The following is a 17,029-nucleotide window of genomic DNA, read 5'->3' on the forward strand; positions in this document are numbered from 1 at the left end:
ATTATCCAACACCCTATGATTTGAGCCATTTATCAAAAACAAACCACCCTTTTTCTTGGTAGTCTGCCGTACGCACCGACACACTCTCATGCCGTGTTGGTATGCCACGGGTCACGGTAAAGGTACGAAGCTCATCACGGCGAAAGGCATGCACCACCACGCTGTCGGCATGGGTCAGTGCTGATTTTATGCCCACGCTACTGGCACGAATGCCATCTATCGCGATGATGACATCGCCCACCGACAGCCCTGCACCACTGGCGATACTGCCACGGTGTAGATGCTTGATTTTCAGACCATCCCCACTCTCATCCACGCTCATGCCCCATGCCGTCTGGGTCTGCTGACTGTCTAGCACCGCCCCGAACTCACTCGTGAGTGACACAAGGGGTAACTCATCTATGCCCACGACATAGCGATGATAAAAGTCCTGCCATGCGTCCACCCCCATCATAGAGCCGATGACATCACCAAGATTATCATCGGTCATGCCAAACCGCTTATCATCGCTCTGTTTGGATTTGTCATAAAAGGCTTTGACGACATCAAACAGGCGGTATCTACCCCCTGAATGTTTTAACAAACTCAAATCCAAACACAACGCCACGAGCGCCCCTTTGTTATAATAACTCACGCTCTGATTGGCGGTGTTCTCATCAGGGCGATACAGCTTTATCCATGTATCAAAGCTTGACTCCGCCACGCTTTGGTGTCTGCGACCGTCTGTCTTGTAATAGCGGTTGATTTGGGCGGTGATGAGCTTAAAATAACTTGCCCTATCAATCACGCCTGAGACCAATAACATCAAATCATCCAAATAACTGGTAAAACCTTCAAATATCCACAACAAGGGCGTGTAGGCTTCTGTTTGTAAATCACTGTCCATCATCACATCAGGACGCACCGACTTGACCCACCACGCATGAAAATACTCATGGCTACATAACCCCAAAAACCGCTGATAAGATTCGCTTGGCACATCAGACTCACCCACAGGCAAATCGGTGCGTGGCGTGATAAGGGCGGTTGAGTTGATATGTTCTAACCCACCATAATCACTGCCCGTTACCATCGTCATAAAGGTATAGTCAGTAAAAGGCACATCGCCCAATAGGTCAGCATAGCTTTGGCAAATCTTTTGTACATCTGCCGACAACCTTGTCAAATCAGCACGGTGTCGCCCTGCGATAAAAAAGCGATGAGCCACCCCTTTGTCCGCCACCTGCACCGTAAAGTCAAACAGCGACTGCACCCCAAATTCAAAGGGATAATCATAATATTCAAAGGCTTCTTTGGGGGCAAGCGAATACCCCACCCCCTGTTCATGCTCACGCACGACATGGGGCAGACCGCAGGCGAGCGATGAGCCTTGATTTTTTACCAAAAAGCTCTGTGGTACATGCAAATGCACACAAGCAAACGCCCGTTCATTATTTGATACCATCAAAAGAAGCGATGTAAAATTACCAAACAGTCGGCTGTCATCGACAAATGCCGTCCGCACCGACAAATCATGGCAGTACACTTCATAATGCACCGTTATCCGCCCCGCCTGCCCAATATTGGCAAATTCATAACGGTTCTTAGCACTTTTGCTTGCCCGATACGCCCGCCCTGTCTCATCATAGGCGATGACTTTGGTGATGTTCTTGCTAAACTCACGCACCAAATAACTGCCTGCTATCCAAGTTGGTAGCCACAAACTAAGCCCGTCACCAGAGCGTTCAATGTCCGCCACATCAAAGCTCATGATGACATCAACCAAATGCTCATGACATCGGGTAAAGTCAAGCACATAATGAATGGCAACATCCTGCTCGCTGTTCGTCTTTGGCAAATTAGGGGTTGTATTTAGGTGTGTCATTGTATTTACCTTATTAAACTCATCAAAATTGGTGTTATTAAAATTGGTGTTGTTGTTTAAAAATATTTTAAAATTGCAAATGCAAGATAACAAACATTGTTAAACAACATATTATCAACTGACGCCATTATAACAAAATTGATTTAAATCTGCTTTAATCGACTTTTAAAAGATTTTTGTAACCAATGCCCAACATTAGCCAAAACTTTGCTATAATAGCCCTTGATTATCGGTAATGACACCCCATTTACTGATAAACATTTTTCACTTTTATAGGAAAATTTCATGTCAATGATTGCAAATGACACCGTTGTACGATTCAACTACACCCTAACCAACAGCGACGGCGACGTGCTTGATAAATCAAATGGCGAACCGCTTGCCTACTTGCACGGTCACCACAACATCATCCCTGGTCTTGAAGCCCAAATGGAAGGCAAAGGTGCAGGCGATAAGTTCACCGTCACTGTTGCCCCCGAAGACGCTTATGGTGAGTACCTTGCCGAAGCTGTTCAAGAAGTGCCACGGGCAAATTTCCAAGGTGTTGACAACATCGAAGTTGGCATGCAATTTCAATCACAAACCGACGACGGTCATGTCATGCTTGTGACTGTTAAAGACGTGAATGATGACGTGGTGGTCGTGGACGGCAACCATCCGCTAGCTGGCGTGACTTTGACGTTTGACGTTGAGGTGATTGATGTGCGTGAAGCCACTGCCGATGAGATTGCTCACGGTCATGCACACGGTGTGGGCGGTCATCATCACTGATTGGCTCATCATTTACAAAACCCAAACGTTTGCTTTGGGTTTTTTGTTTTTTAAAGGATTATAATAAGCATTTTTCAAGAAAAATACATCCAAACAACTTGATATTTACCACGGGTTTGTAGGGGTGTGCTGAGCACACCCTTTAATGATATTACCGCACAAGTAATTCTAAAAACTGGGCGTATGGGAGTGAACATAACACCCAAAAATCAAGACATTACATAGGGCAAATTGCAATTTTCCCCACAAATCCATCCAAAAATATCATCAATTAGCAATATAAAATTTAGGGCGTGCCTGCCTTTGGTATTTGCAATGAAAAATGAGAAAAATCGCACGTTTTCAAGGAAAAAACGCAGGTTGATAGTTATTCTATCAGACAAGTTTTTGACGATGAAAAACAATCCGACCACTTAATTTTAAAAATGAAGTAAAAAATCTTAAAATCACACAGTTAAGTGGTCGGATAGCCATTTTTCATGCAAAAATTGATTGAAATTGTCAAGTTTTCATCTTATTTTATAAAAATGTTATCAATGGTAGGCACGCCCTAACAAAGGTATTTTTATGAAACGCTTAACTTCTCTATTTATCATCGCCACCCTGCTAAGTGCCTGCTCTGCCCTGCCTGATAGCACAGCCACCCATTCCACCACCCAAGCCACGGCAGGTGTCGCTCATGGGTCATCAGATGACACCGCACACCATCTAACCCATCTTAACCAAGAATGGCAACTGACCGCCGTACAAGGCGTGGATTATCAAGGCAGACCTGTCGCCACACTTAACTTGACCGACCCCGCCAAAGCCAGTGGTCATGCAGGGTGTAACACTCTAATGTTTGGCATCAGCGACATCCATGATGACACCCTACACATCAGCTCGGTGGCGTCCACTCGCATGGCATGCCCTGACATGAGATTAGAGCAGATACTGGGGCAACTCTTACCCACGCTCACGCATTATAAAGTCAGTGCTACCGATCTGATACTCTCTAACAGCCAAGGTCAAGCGTTATACTTTAAAGCGGTAAAATAACTCAATATTGGCAAAATGTTAAGATGACCGTTAAGTCATTTTATCATCAAAACCACACGCTTTAGAACGCCTTGTGCTACAATACACCAAGCCATCGCTTGTATCAATAGCACAAGGACAGCCATGACCACATTTTTTAAAGGCAAATTTTTTAAAGCCAAACCCACCGCCACTCACACCGATGACACGCCTTATCCGCATATTTTTCGTCCGCTGGATTTGGGCTTTACCACCCTAAAAAACCGCATGGTCATGGGGTCTATGCACACAGGACTTGAAGACAGATTTTTTAATTATGGCAAGCTCGCCCGCTATTTTGAAGAGCGTGCCAAGGGCGGTGTTGCCCTGATTATCACAGGCGGTATCTCGCCCAACCGTGAAGGCTGGCTTACCCCCTTTGGCGGAACGCTAAACCGCACCGCCGACATCATTCATCACGCCCGAGTTACCCGAGCGGTACATAAGCACGACACCAAAATTCTCTTACAAATCCTACACAGCGGACGTTATGGCTATCAGCCCTTTGTGGTCGCCCCAAGCCCCATCAAGTCGCCCATTTCGCCCTTTAAGCCCCGCCAAATGTCCGCCAAAAACATCAAGGCAACCATAGACGACTACGTCCACACCGCCAAACTTGCCAAAAAAGCAGGTTATGACGGCGTGGAAATCATGGGCTCCGAAGGCTATCTTATCAACCAATTCTTATCTGCTCGCACCAACCAACGCACCGATGATTATGGCGGTAGCTTAGAAAACCGAGCCAGATTTGCCCTAGACATCGTCAAGGCGATTCGTGGGGCGGTTGGTGCTGATTTTATCATCAGTTTTCGCTTATCGATGTTGGAGCTTGTTGAAGACGGTGCGGTCATGGCGGACGTCATTAATCTCGCCACGTGGTTGGAGTCGGCAGGGGTAACGCTCATTAACACCGGTATCGGCTGGCATGAAGCCCGCATTCCGACCATCGTTACGAGCGTGCCACGAGCGGTTTTTGTGCGGTTTAGCCAAGCGGTCAAAGACGCCATTAATATCCCCGTCATCGGGGCGAACCGCATTAATATGCCCGACACAGCAGAGACGATGTTAGCAAATGGACAAGTGGATTTGGTGCAAATGGCACGCCCCTTTTTGGCGGACAGTGCGTGGGTGCAAAAAGCCCAAACTGGCAATGCTCATCTGATTAACACCTGTATCGGTTGTAATCAAGCCTGCCTTGACCACACTTTTGCTGGCGAGAGGGCGACTTGCTTGGTCAATCCACGAGCGTGTTTTGAGAGCGAATACGACATTCGCCCCACCAAAAAAGCTAAAAAAATCGCTGTCATCGGGGGCGGTGTCGCTGGCATGACAGTTGCCGTTACCGCAAGCGAGCGTGGACATGACGTAACCATCTTTGAGCGTAACAGCACGCTTGGCGGTCAGTTTAATTTTGCCAAAGTTATCCCTGGTAAAGAAGAATTTTTTGAGACCATTCGCTACTATCGCAACATGATAGAAAAGTTAAACATAAACGTTCAATTAAATCATGATGTTAGCGATGAATTTTTAAAAAATAGCAACTTTGACGACATCGTCATCGCCACAGGGGTTGTACCGCGCAAAGTGCGATTTGACGGCACCGACTTGCCACAGGTCATGACCTATGCCGAACTACTCTCAGGGCAAAAGGTCGCCGGTGAGCGAGTGGCGGTACTGGGGGCAGGCGGTATCGGTTTTGACGTGGCAGAATTTTTGGCACATGGGGGCGTGATTGCCAAAGACGTGCATGACCCCACTTATCGCCCCACCGCCCAAAGCCCTGATGAGTTTTTTGCTCAATGGGGCGTAAACCCCGAGCCACACTATGACAGCAAAGGCGGACTTGCCAAACCTACCCCCACGCCAAGCCACCGCCAGATTTATCTATTGCAACGCAGTGAAGGCAAGCTCGGTAAGGGGCTTAACAAAACCACCGGCTGGGTACATAAAGCAGTCATCAAGCAAGCCGGCGTTATCCAAATATCAGGGGCAACGTACGACAAAATCACCGATGAAGGCTTATGGATAACGGTAAACGGACAAGCCCAACTGCTCCGTGTGGACAGTGTGGTGCTGTGCGTGGGACAAGAGTCGGTGAATCATCTCATGCCGAAACTGGGCGACACCCCCAAAGCCCACTACCACATCATTGGCGGAGCAAAAAATGCCAAGCGCCTAGACGCCAAACGAGCGATTAGAGAAGGGTTTTTGCTTGGCATTCATTTATAAAAGCAAGTTGATAAAAATCGGGTAAGCCTGCACTTACCCGATTGCCGTTTATTTAACCCGAATAAACGCCACATCAATGTCTTGTTTTGGCACAAAGTTGGTTTCAATCACTTCAAATTTGCCCTGTCCCACCTTTTTCACTTTGCCTTTGCCCGCCCAACAAAACGACACAATCTCATCACTATCACGCTCAACAGTGAGTTTAAACCGCTCAATCGGTTTTGCCCAGTTTGCCCCTGTGGTCAGCACATAACCCAATGCCGAATAAGACAAAGCGTGCGTGCCTGATTTTTTATCCAAGTTTTGCCGAGTAGTTTTATCCAAACAAAAATTACCATCTAAACTTTCATGGAAAAAGACCCCACCACCCACCATGGGGCGATAACTGTGGTCAATGCGAGTAATGACGTTGGCTTTAAATGTTTGCGTCCATTCATAGATTGCCTGCGACTTCCAATGCGTGTCTTGTTCGGTGATAAGACGATATAGCGTTGGGTGCTTGCACGCTCGGATTTTGGCGTATATATTGGACAAGCTTTCGTCATAATTGACATGATGATACGCAGACAAAATCTCTTTATCTGAAAAACCGCATTGCCTAAACGCATCCGTTACATCAAGCTCTGATTGCTCATCATGTCCTTTATACAAAAAGGCTCGCACATGCATTTTTGGGGTAATGGCTTTGCCATTCGCCCACACTTTAAAGCTGTTAAGTGTCTCATCTGTGTCCGCAAAATCGCCATCATATTGAATACTCATCTTTGGCAAGGGAAACAGCACCGTTTGGCGAATGTCTTTATTGGTTAGGTTTTTAAATTCATACGCCACTTTGATGATGTCTTTACTGATGTACAAATCCTCGCTTTTCATGGCGATATTGGGATTTTTGATGTATTCCACCCCGCCTACGCCCACATAGCCTGTGCTGTCGTTGGCGTGGACTGTAATACTTGACAATAACAGTGCCAATAGGGAAAATTTAAAACGTTTCATGATTTATCCTAATAATCCTAAAAAAGGTGTATAATTATCTTGCTATCTTTTAATAATTCTGTCAAGTTTATCAAGGCTACAATATGTCAAATTACACCTTTAACCGCACTTTTCCCCATACTCGCTTGCGTCGTTTGCGTGTCTCGGACGGCATTCGTGAGATGGTCGCCGAAACTCATCTGCAACCTTGCCATCTTATCGCCCCTGTGTTTGTCATCGAAGGGCAAAACCAACGCCAAGCCATCAAAAGCATGCCAAATATCGAACGGCTATCCATTGACCTACTTATCAAGCATTGTAAAGAGCTGTATGAAACAGGCGTGCGAATGGTAGATATTTTTCCTGTGATTGACCCCGCCCTAAAATCCCCCAATGGCGATAATGCCTACGACCCCAATACCCTTGCCGTGCGTGCCGTCTCTGCCATCAAGGACGCCTGCCCCGAGCTTATCGTCATGACTGATGTCGCCCTAGACCCCTACACCACACACGGTCAAGACGGCATTATTGATGAGTCAGGCTATGTGGTCAACGACATCACTACCGAAGCACTCATCAAACAAACACTTGCCCACGCTCGGGCAGGGGCGGACGTCATCTCGCCATCGGACATGATGGATGGTCGCATTCGTGCCATGCGTGATGCCCTAGAAGCAGAGGGTTTTGTCAATACTGCCATCATGGCATATTCCGCCAAATACGCCTCCGCCTACTATGGACCTTTTCGTGATGCGGTCGGCTCATCAGGCAACCTAAAAGGACATAAAAAACAATACCAAATGAACCCTGCCAACCGAGCCGAAGCCTTACATGAAGTCGCCCTTGACATCTCCGAGGGGGCGGACATGGTCATGGTCAAACCCGGTCAGCCCTATCTGGACGTGGTGCGTGAAGTCAAAGATAACTTTGGCGTACCAACCTTTGCCTATCAGGTCTCGGGCGAGTATGCCATGCACATGGCGGCCATTCAAAATGGCTGGCTCACCGAAGCGGTCATTTTAGAGAGTCTTATCGGATTTAGGCGGGCAGGCTGTGATGGGGTATTAAGTTATTTTGCCTTACCTGCTGGGCGAATGCTTGCCGAGATTTAATCCTGCTTATTGCGTGATTTTATGCCACTTTTGATGTTTAAAGTGGCATTTTATGATGAGGATATTTGGATTATGTTAAATAATTTTAATCCCACACCCTGCACTCTCAACTTTGTATCAGTGATTGACTTACCAAGGGCGTATCACACGCCCTTTTCTTTTATCTCTGTTATCCGTCTTGCTAGTTATGAGCCAACGCATCCACAGGATTAAGCCTTGACGCATTACGAGCAGGCAAAAAGCCAAACACAATGCCGATGAGCGTTGAGCAAACAAAGGCGACCACGATAGATAGGGGCGAGTAAATCACACCCACGCTGTCGCCCCCAAATTTATTGACAAGACTGCCCACACCAAAGGCAAGCAAAATCCCTAAGACACCGCCCAAGATACACACCAACACCGCTTCTATCAAAAACTGCCCCAAAATATCCGACTGCCTTGCCCCAACCGCCATACGCACGCCAATCTCGCTCGTGCGTTCGGTCACGGACACAAGCATGATGTTCATTACGCCAATACCGCCCACGATGAGCGAGATAATTGCAATGGACGAGATGAGCATGGTCATGGCGGTGGTGGTGGATTGCACCGTTTCTTTGATGCTATCGGTGTTCATGATGTTAAAATCGTCGGTGCCGTGCCGTGATTTGATAAGCTCAGAAATGGCAGTCTCAGCAATGGCGGACGGCGTGTCATCATCTATAAGTACAACAAAGCGGTCAAGGGTGTTTTTGCCAAGCATACGATACATGACGGTGGTATAAGGCAGATAGACGGTGGGCGAGTTACTGGTGCGGGCAAAGGACGATGTTTTTTCGGACAACACGCCCACGATACGGGCAGGGACGTTGCCGATGAGCAAAGTTTGCCCGATGGGATTGCCTTCGCTATTAAAATAGGTCTTGTAAGCGTTTTGGTCGATGATGACATCTTGGGCGGACGTGGCGACACTGGTTTCATCAAACATCTGCCCCATAGCCAATTTTTCGCCCGTAACGGACAAATAGTCCTTACCCACGCCCGTTACTGTGCCTGTCGTGTCTTGGTTTTGGTAGCGGATATTGACCGATTTGTTTACCATAGGACTTACCGACACGGCATAAGGCTGGTCGGCAACGGCTTGGGCGTCCGCCACAGTCAAATTATCTCGTCCAAATCGCCGTCTGGGGTCGCCAAAGGGATAGCCGTTCATCACGGTAATGGTGTTGGTGCCTAGGGCATTGATGTCAGCTAGGATTTTGGCTTGTGAGCCTTGCCCAAGCCCCACGATGGACACCACAGAGGCAATGCCAATGATGATGCCAAGCATGGTTAAAAGCGTTCGCATTTTGTGGGCTTTCATGGCGTAGATAGACATTTTAAAGGCTTCTTTTAGGCGGTCTATCACACCAAATAAGGCATTTTTTGAGCCGAAGGTGTTTTTGCTTGTGGCGGTGTTTTGGGTGAGGTTTTGCTCTTCTCGCCCTTGATTTCTGGTATTATCGGTATAATAATCAGCAATAATATGCCCGTCTTTTAGCTCAATCACTCGCTCGGCTTGGCTTGCCAAACTCGGGTCGTGCGTTACCATAATAATGGTGTGTCCGTCATCTTTTAGGCGGTGTAAGATGTTCATCACTTCCTTGCCAGAACCGCTATCCAATGCCCCTGTCGGCTCGTCCGCTAGGATAATGTCGCCCCCATTCATCAATGCCCTTGCAATAGAAACACGCTGCTGTTGTCCGCCTGAGAGCTGATTGGGGCGGTTGGTGGTTTTTTCGCCCAAGCCTAATTGGGTAAGTAGCTCGGTGGCTCGCTCACGCCTTTTGGTGGTGTTCATGCCTGCATAGACGGCAGGGACGGTAACATTGTCAAGGGCGTTGATGTCGCCAAGCAAGTGATAACGCTGAAAAATAAAGCCAAAATGCTCACGTCTTAGCTTAGCAAGCTCTTCACTATCCATGTCGTCCACAGATTTACCAAAAATGGTGTAGCTTCCGCTGGTGGCTTTGTCAAGACAACCCAAAATGTTCATGAGCGTGGATTTGCCTGAGCCTGATTGCCCGATGATAGCGACCATTTCGCCTTGATATAGGGTTAAATCAAGCCCGTGCAAAATGCGAATATTGGTGTCGCCAGCAGGGAACTCACGCACGAGATTTTTGACTTGTATGAGTGGGATTTTCATGATTTTCTCCCAATCATCTCATCATCGGTGGGCGGTTTTGGCGTTGTCCACCTTGTCCTTGACCCACTTGTCCGCTTGCTTCGCCAATCACGACTTTGTCGCCAGCGTTTAGCCCCGATTTGATTTCGGCATTGACACGGTTGTTTAGCCCCACTTGTACGTCCACAGGCTTGGCAATGCCGTCTGCTCCGACTACTTGCACGCTGTATTTGCCCTTACCCCCTTTTAGGGCAGATGACGGTATGGTGAGTACGTTTTTGACTGAATTGGTGATGATATTGACCTGTGCGGTCATGTCAATGCGAAACTTGCGTTCGGCATTATCCACGTCCAAGTAACCGATATAATACACCGCCGAATCCGTGCTACTGGTCGTGCTGATGTTCTCAGGAGCAGGCTCAACCCCTGCCAGCGTGGTGTCAAACTGCTGCTGGGTATTGCCAATGATGTTGAAGCGAGCAGGCATACCTGCCATGACGTTTACCACGTCCGCTTCTGAGATTTGAGCGTTAATGCGGACACGACTAAGGTCGGCAAGCGTGACAATGGTCGGGGCGGACTGCATGGCATTGACCGTTGTGCCTTCTTTTTGGGTAACGGAAACGACCGTACCGTCCATAGGAGCGACAATGGTGGTATAGCTCAAATCTTCGGTGGCGGTGGATAGGTCATTTTGGGCTTTGTTAATGCTGGCTCGCTGGCTTTGGATATTTGCCTGTGCGGTGGCAACGTCATTTTTGGCGTTTTGCACATTTGCCCTTGCCACGTCCACGTTGGCACGAGCGACTTCGACCGCACTTTGGGCATCATCATAATCTTGGCGACTGATTGCATCAATTTTTAAAAGGCTCTCCAAACGAGCAAAGGACTGTTCGGCTTTTTTGAGTTCAGCAAGACGTGCTTGTAAGGTCGCTTCTGAGCTTGCTACATTGCCTTGACTGGACGCTAGGTTTGCTTGGGCTTGGGCAAGGCTGGCTTCGGCTTGTTGCAAATTGGCGTTGGCGTTCGATACCGTATTTTTTTGTTCAACTTGGTTGATTTGGGCGATTAGGTCGCCTTTTTTGACTTCATCGCCCACGTCCACATACAGCTTGACAATCCGCCCTGACACCTGAGCCCCCACGTCCACGCTGTAAATGGGCTTGACTTTGCCTGACGCCATGACCGTATTTTCAATATCGCCCATGACCGCATCGGCAGTCAGATAAGACGGTGGGGTTTCTTTGGGTTTAAAAAATAATAGGCAAGGGCAATAAGTATAATGGTAATAATGGCAACGATAAGCCATTTTAGGGGGAATTTGGATTTTTTGGCGGTGGACATGGTTTTTTCCAAAAAAAATAGCAGAATAGAGATTAATTTTAAAAAAATTAGTATTTTTAAAAATGGGTAAATGGTTAATTAATATTGATAAAAAAATAAAGTTTTTAAATTTGACATGGTTAATGATAGGCTTGCAGAATAAATAACAATTTGCCCTATGTTTGATTAATTTTTAAACAATTCATTCACTTCTAATTTTGTCAAATTTACATTTATCTTAAAAATTGTCTTAAAAATCATCTTAAAAATCTAAATACAACCAATGCAATTTTTAAAAACCCAACAGTCATTATAAAATTTTTGTTTTAAACAACAATTAAACCCTAAGTATTTTTTATAAATTTTTATGGTAAATTGGTAACGTTTTGTAATTATCCACGCCCACCATTTACCCTTGCCTTGCCCCCACCCCACACACCGACAGCACCAAATCGGTCAGCAGTTGCCACACGTCTTTATCACTCACGCCCTTGATTGCCTTATCAATGGCATAGACATCGGACAGCCACTGTCCGCCCTGTCCGTGCAGTCGCCGTGCCGTCTGCTCATAGGTGTATGCCTTGCTCTGCCAAATGCCCAGCTCGCTTGGGGCTTTACCTGCCTGTATCTGTAAAATCAGCCTTACATCTTTGGCAATCGCCCACAGCACAATGCTTGGGGCGGTGTCGGTGCGTTTTAGGTGATATAAAATAGCAAGGCTTTTTTGGGCATCTCCTGCAAGTATGGTATCCGACAGATGAAACACGGTAAAATCCGCCCCGTCCACAAGCGACCGTTCTAACTCGTCCACGCCAATCATCTGTCCATGCGTGTATAAAAAGGACGTCCGCCACAGGGTCTGATATGCCGACAACAGATGATGTTCGGTGTGCGATAGGAGCATTTGCCACGCATCAGGGCTTAGGATTAGCCCCAGCTCTTGGGCTTTGGCGGTCAAAATGTCAGTACGCACTGACTCATTATAGACATTGCCGTCAATGATAAGCCCTTGATTATCAAAGAGTTTTAGGGCTTTGGTGGCGAGTGATTTTTTGTCTTGCTTAGGCAGGCACCAAATGAGATGATTATGACTATGCCTGCCTGCCACGTCATCAGCAAAGGCACCAAGGCGGGCGATTGCCTTAGTATCGGGCTTATGATTACCCGTAACTATCAAGGCAGTACTGTCGCCAAACAGCGATAAGTCATTTAGCTCGGCGACCACGTCCAGCCACGATTTGGCAGACGCCAGCTCCATGCGTTTGATGAGTTGGTTGTTTGCCGACCATTGGGGGCGACAGGCGTCAATGAGCCATTGGTGCAGGAGTGGCTCATCACTGTGCATGACCCACAGTCCCTGTGTGGGCGTGGTGTTGTCGTTTTTGAGATGATGAAAAAGCGGTAAAAATCGCTGTTGCACGGTCTGCTCGCTTAGCGTGCCATGGCTCGGTAACGCTCGGCAATGCGTTCGCCCAACTGGTCATAGAGCCAGCCCCTACTCTCTTCGCCCTGCTGGTCAAGTGTTACCACGCTCGCTTCGTTATATTGATAGCTTTGCTCAACCTGCATGGGAGCGGTGGTGGTTTTACCGCCAACGGTGATTTTGACGTCCGCACTTAACACCAGACGAATCTCGGTCAAGGTGCCGACCAATTCATAACGGCGAAAGCGTAAATTATCCACACGAATTTGATTGGTGCTAAGTCCTGTGTTTAGGTGCATAAGCTCCAAATGCTTGGTCATGGCTCGTTTTAGGTGCAAGTTTTCTTGGCTGTCGTCAAGGCTTAACTGCACGGTCTGATAAGCAGGGGCTATCTGTAAGCTCTCGCCTGTCCCACGCAAGGCAAATCCGCACCCTGATAGAGTTAGGGTGGATAAGACGGCTACGGCTAATACTGGGGCGGTTAAAAATTTTGGCATGGTTGTCCTTGTTTAAATCACTTCACAAAATACGCCACACCAAAACCGACCCAATAAATCGCCACTGCCAAAATCACCGCCGTAATGACGCTTGCGATATTACGCACGACAGGCGGGGCAATGCTGGTTTGAGTGGTGTTTTCATCGTGCACGGCACTTTCGCTTTCTGCCTTTAAATAGCCCAGTCGCAACACGGCATGAATGACGATAAAGACGGCAATGACCGCCCAATGAATTTGCAAAAATCCCACGACCAAATTGGCTAAAATGGCGATGTTGGACAATAAGCTAAAGAGTTTGGTTTTTGGCATAATAAACAAAAATAACGTTAAATTGCCTTTATTGTATCCAACTTACCGTCCATTGTCAAAATACACATTATTTTTCAAAAATCTCAAAGCCCAACTGCTGTGCCTTTTCCAAATCAGCTTTATCAATGGTAAAGACATTGACGCTTCCCGTTCCACCACCACATACAGACGGATACATGCGGTCTAACTGGTCTTTTCGGCTGTCATAAATGGTAATGCCATCTAGCTCTTTTGCCATCGTCTCAGGGTCAATGGCAAAATCAGCACATTGGCGAGAACCATCGCTTTTATGCACTTCAATGCGATTTGCTCGCTCTTCTTCTAGCATTTTTACCATCATTTCTTCCCAGTTGGCACAAGGATGACGCACATAATCCACTTTATCCGCCAACTCATTGGGTGAAAGCTGACCGTCTTTGTTTTTATCAAGGCGGTTGAAGGCTCTTTTGTTTGGTTTAAAATCCAGCTGATAATCATCAGCTTGTTTTATTTTGACGAATTCAGCACGGCTTAACTGACCATCTTGGTTTTTGTCAAATTGATGAACAAACCCAAACTCAGGCGATATTGCCGAACAGGCAAAGGCAGTGGGAGCGGATAGGGCAAAGACTAGGGTAAGAAGCAACTTTTTCATAAAATACCTGCCAAAAAATATCATCAAAAATAGGGAGCATTATCACCCCCTATTTATGTTGGTACATCAAACCACAATACTTACCAGTTTGTTGGGTACAACGATAACCTTTTTGGGTTCGCCTGTGATAAACTTGGCAACGCCCTCATGTGATAGAGCCATTTGTTTAATGGCGTCGTTGTCCGTGCCTGTCGCCACTTCGATTTCGCCACGCACTTTGCCATTTACTTGCACCGCCATGACAATGCTGTCGCTCACCAGTGCCGATTTGTCAAGCGTTGGGAAAGCAAGCTCACGACTGTCAAACCCAAACACTTCTAGCAAATGCTCGCCAACGTGCGGAGCGTATAGCGATAGGATTGTCAAAAGCGTGATAATCGCTTCATGACGTACCGCCAAATCGCCACCGTCTGCTACATCAAACGCCCCAATGTCATTGGCAAGCTCCATAAGGGACGATACAGGCGTGTTCAGAGCCAAATGCTCGCCCAAGGCGGTGTCAATCTTGGCAATGGTCTCATGGGTCTTACGGCGTAGGGCTTTGGCGGATTTAGATAGGCTGTGGTTTGCCACGTCTAGGGCGGATTTCTCCACGTTTGCAATCGCAGTCAAATGCTCATCGGCAAGTCGCCATACTTTTTTGACAAAATTATAAGGACCTTTTAGGGCGGAGTCCGACCATTCTAGCGTTTGGTCAGCAGGGGCGGTAAACATGGTATACAGTCGTACTGTGTCCGCTCCGTATTCGCCCATGATGGTCTGTGGGTCCACGCCGTTGTTTTTGGACTTTGACATTTTTTCAATTTTACCAATGGTAACAGGCTCGCCGTCCGCTATCAGCACCGCTTCATTGCCACGCACTTCCACTTCATAAGGGAAATAGTAGGTTTTTGAGCCGTCCGCCTTTTCACGATAAAACGTCCCTGCCAGCACCATACCCTGAGCGAGCAAGCACTCAAACGGCTCACTACCGCCAACCAAGCCTTCATCACGCATGACTTTATGGAAAAAGCGAGCGTACAATAGGTGCAAAATGGCGTGTTCAATACCGCCCACATATTGATTGACCGACAGCCATTTGTCCGCACCTTGTCTGCCGACCATTTGGGTGTCATCGTGGGGCGTGGTAAAGCGTTGGGCGTACCAACTACTCTCCACAAAGGTGTCAAAGGTATCGGTCTCACGCTCGGCAGGTTGTCCGCATTTTGGGCAGGTGCAGTTCACAAACTCTGGAATTGATTTTAAAGGATTGCCACGACCATCAGGCACGACATCGGTAGGTAGCACCACAGGCAAATCACTCTCAGGCACAGGCACCGTGCCGCAGTATTCGCAGTTAATCATCGGAATCGGACAGCCCCAGTAGCGTTGGCGAGACACGCCCCAATCACGCAGGCGGTATTGAATGGTGGCGTTTGCCTTATCGCCCACGACTTCTAGAATTTTGGCACTGGCGGTGTCTTTATCCATGCCGTCAAGTACGCCTGAATTTACGCACACGCCGTTTTTGTCGCCATACCAGTCTTGCCATGCGTCTGTACTGTATTCTTTGCCTTTAAATTCAATGACTTGCTTGATTGGCAAATTATACTTTTTGGCAAATTCAAAATCACGCTCATCATGAGCAGGCACACCCATGACCGCCCCCGAGCCGTAGCTCATGAGGACATAGTTGGCAACCCAAATCGCCACATCTTCGCCCGTTACAGGGTGTTTGGCAAATAGCCCTGTATCCATGCCCACTTTTTCGGCTTTGGCAAGCTCACTTTCGGCAACCGAGCCTTGTTTGCACAACCTGCAAAATTCGGCGATTTTTTCGTTTTGGCGAGACGCATACTGGGCAAGCGGGTGCTCTGCCGATACCGCAAGATAGCTTACGCCCATGATTGTATCAGGACGGGTGGTAAAGACGGTGAGTTTGTCTGCTTGACCGTCTAGCTCATAGGTAAAATCCAGCTCCATGCCATGACTTTTGCCAATCCAGTTGTGTTGCATGGTTAGGACTTGTTTTGGCCATTTGTTTTCTAAGAGTTTTAAATCATCAAGCAGTTCGTCCGCATAGTCCGTGATTTTAAAATAATACATCGGAATATCACGTTTTTCAACGACCGCTCCCGACCGCCAGCCACGACCATCTATGACTTGTTCGTTGGCAAGGACGGTATTGTCCACAGGGTCCCAGTTTACGGTGGATAACTTTTTATATACCAAACCTTTTTTGTAAAGCTGTAAAAATAGCCATTGCTCCCATTTATAGTACTCAGGATTGCAAGTGGCGAACTCACGAGACCAGTCAATGGAAAGACCTAGCGATTTTAGTTGCCCACGCATATGCTCGATATTGGACATCGTCCACGCATGGGGGGCAACTTCGTTGTCAATGGCGGCGTTCTCAGCAGGCAAGCCAAAAGCGTCCCAGCCCATAGGTTGCATGACATCATAACCCTTTTGGCGGTAGTAGCGGGACAACACGTCCGTAATGGCGTAGTTGCGAACGTGTCCCATGTGGAGCTTACCGCTTGGATAGGGGAACATGGAGAGCATATAGCGGGTGGGTTTGCCGTTATCAAAGTTGTCCGTGTGGTAGCGGTTGTCGGCTTGCCATTTGGCTTGCTGGGCTTGTTCAATGGCTTTAAAATCGTAATCGTTTAGGCTCATGATGGGCTAACTCAAAAATAAAAAATT

The 17,029-nt window shown here is 47.4% G+C and carries 13 protein-coding genes; 4 read left to right on the forward strand and 9 right to left on the reverse strand.

Annotated elements, in window-relative coordinates; genetic code table 11:
- Positions 1 to 13: 13 nt before the first annotated feature.
- Positions 14 to 1,864, reverse strand: a complete 1,851-nt coding sequence (locus DX073_RS04325) for a M61 family metallopeptidase (RefSeq protein ID WP_115005867.1) — start codon at positions 1,862 to 1,864, stop codon at positions 14 to 16.
- Positions 1,865 to 2,149: 285 nt separating this feature from the next.
- Here DX073_RS04325 and DX073_RS04330 point away from each other — a divergent pair, with 285 nt between their 5' ends.
- The 3 genes from DX073_RS04330 (at position 2,150) to DX073_RS04340 (ending at position 5,920) form a co-directional block, all read left to right on the forward strand.
- Entirely contained in the window at positions 2,150 to 2,635 is a 486-nt protein-coding gene (locus tag DX073_RS04330) for an FKBP-type peptidyl-prolyl cis-trans isomerase (protein WP_115005869.1), read from the forward strand.
- Positions 2,636 to 3,202: 567 nt separating this feature from the next.
- A complete protein-coding gene (locus DX073_RS04335) occupies positions 3,203 to 3,673 on the forward strand; it encodes an META domain-containing protein (RefSeq protein WP_115005871.1) in 471 nt (156 codons plus the stop codon).
- 123 nt (positions 3,674 to 3,796) lie between these two features.
- Positions 3,797 to 5,920, forward strand: a complete 2,124-nt coding sequence (locus DX073_RS04340; protein ID WP_115005873.1) for an NADPH-dependent 2,4-dienoyl-CoA reductase — start codon at positions 3,797 to 3,799, stop codon at positions 5,918 to 5,920.
- A gap of 48 nt (positions 5,921 to 5,968) precedes the next feature.
- Here DX073_RS04340 and DX073_RS04345 read toward each other — a convergent pair whose 3' ends face one another.
- The gene (locus DX073_RS04345) at positions 5,969 to 6,916 is read right to left on the reverse strand and encodes a DUF4424 family protein (RefSeq protein WP_115005875.1); all 948 of its coding nucleotides are present in this window, start codon (positions 6,914 to 6,916) and stop codon (positions 5,969 to 5,971) included.
- A gap of 83 nt (positions 6,917 to 6,999) precedes the next feature.
- Here DX073_RS04345 and hemB point away from each other — a divergent pair, with 83 nt between their 5' ends.
- A complete protein-coding gene (hemB, locus tag DX073_RS04350) occupies positions 7,000 to 8,007 on the forward strand; it encodes a porphobilinogen synthase (protein WP_115005877.1) in 1,008 nt (335 codons plus the stop codon).
- A gap of 181 nt (positions 8,008 to 8,188) precedes the next feature.
- On the opposite strand, the gene DX073_RS04355 is transcribed toward hemB, so the two are convergent.
- The 7 genes from DX073_RS04355 to leuS form a co-directional block, all read right to left on the reverse strand.
- Positions 8,189 to 10,177, reverse strand: a complete 1,989-nt coding sequence (locus DX073_RS04355) for a MacB family efflux pump subunit (protein ID WP_115005879.1) — start codon at positions 10,175 to 10,177, stop codon at positions 8,189 to 8,191.
- 13 nt (positions 10,178 to 10,190) lie between these two features.
- Positions 10,191 to 11,465, reverse strand: coding sequence for an efflux RND transporter periplasmic adaptor subunit (locus tag DX073_RS04360; RefSeq protein ID WP_258556868.1), 1,275 nt, complete (start codon positions 11,463 to 11,465; stop codon positions 10,191 to 10,193).
- A 423-nt stretch (positions 11,466 to 11,888) separates the two neighbouring features.
- Entirely contained in the window at positions 11,889 to 12,899 is a 1,011-nt protein-coding gene (gene holA, locus DX073_RS04365; RefSeq protein WP_115005881.1) for a DNA polymerase III subunit delta, read from the reverse strand.
- A gap of 11 nt (positions 12,900 to 12,910) precedes the next feature.
- Positions 12,911 to 13,399, reverse strand: a complete 489-nt coding sequence (locus DX073_RS04370) for an LPS-assembly lipoprotein LptE (protein WP_115005883.1) — start codon at positions 13,397 to 13,399, stop codon at positions 12,911 to 12,913.
- A 17-nt stretch (positions 13,400 to 13,416) separates the two neighbouring features.
- A complete protein-coding gene (locus tag DX073_RS04375) occupies positions 13,417 to 13,710 on the reverse strand; it encodes a hypothetical protein (RefSeq protein WP_115005886.1) in 294 nt (97 codons plus the stop codon).
- 67 nt (positions 13,711 to 13,777) lie between these two features.
- On the reverse strand, positions 13,778 to 14,344 hold the full coding sequence (locus DX073_RS04380) for an EF-hand domain-containing protein (protein ID WP_181814364.1): 567 nt from the start codon (positions 14,342 to 14,344) through the stop codon (positions 13,778 to 13,780).
- A gap of 66 nt (positions 14,345 to 14,410) precedes the next feature.
- Positions 14,411 to 17,002, reverse strand: coding sequence for a leucine--tRNA ligase (leuS, locus tag DX073_RS04385; protein WP_115005890.1), 2,592 nt, complete (start codon positions 17,000 to 17,002; stop codon positions 14,411 to 14,413).
- Positions 17,003 to 17,029: the final 27 nt, after the last annotated feature.

The organism is Moraxella lacunata (assembly GCF_900453205.1).
GTDB lineage: Bacteria > Pseudomonadota > Gammaproteobacteria > Pseudomonadales > Moraxellaceae > Moraxella > Moraxella lacunata_B.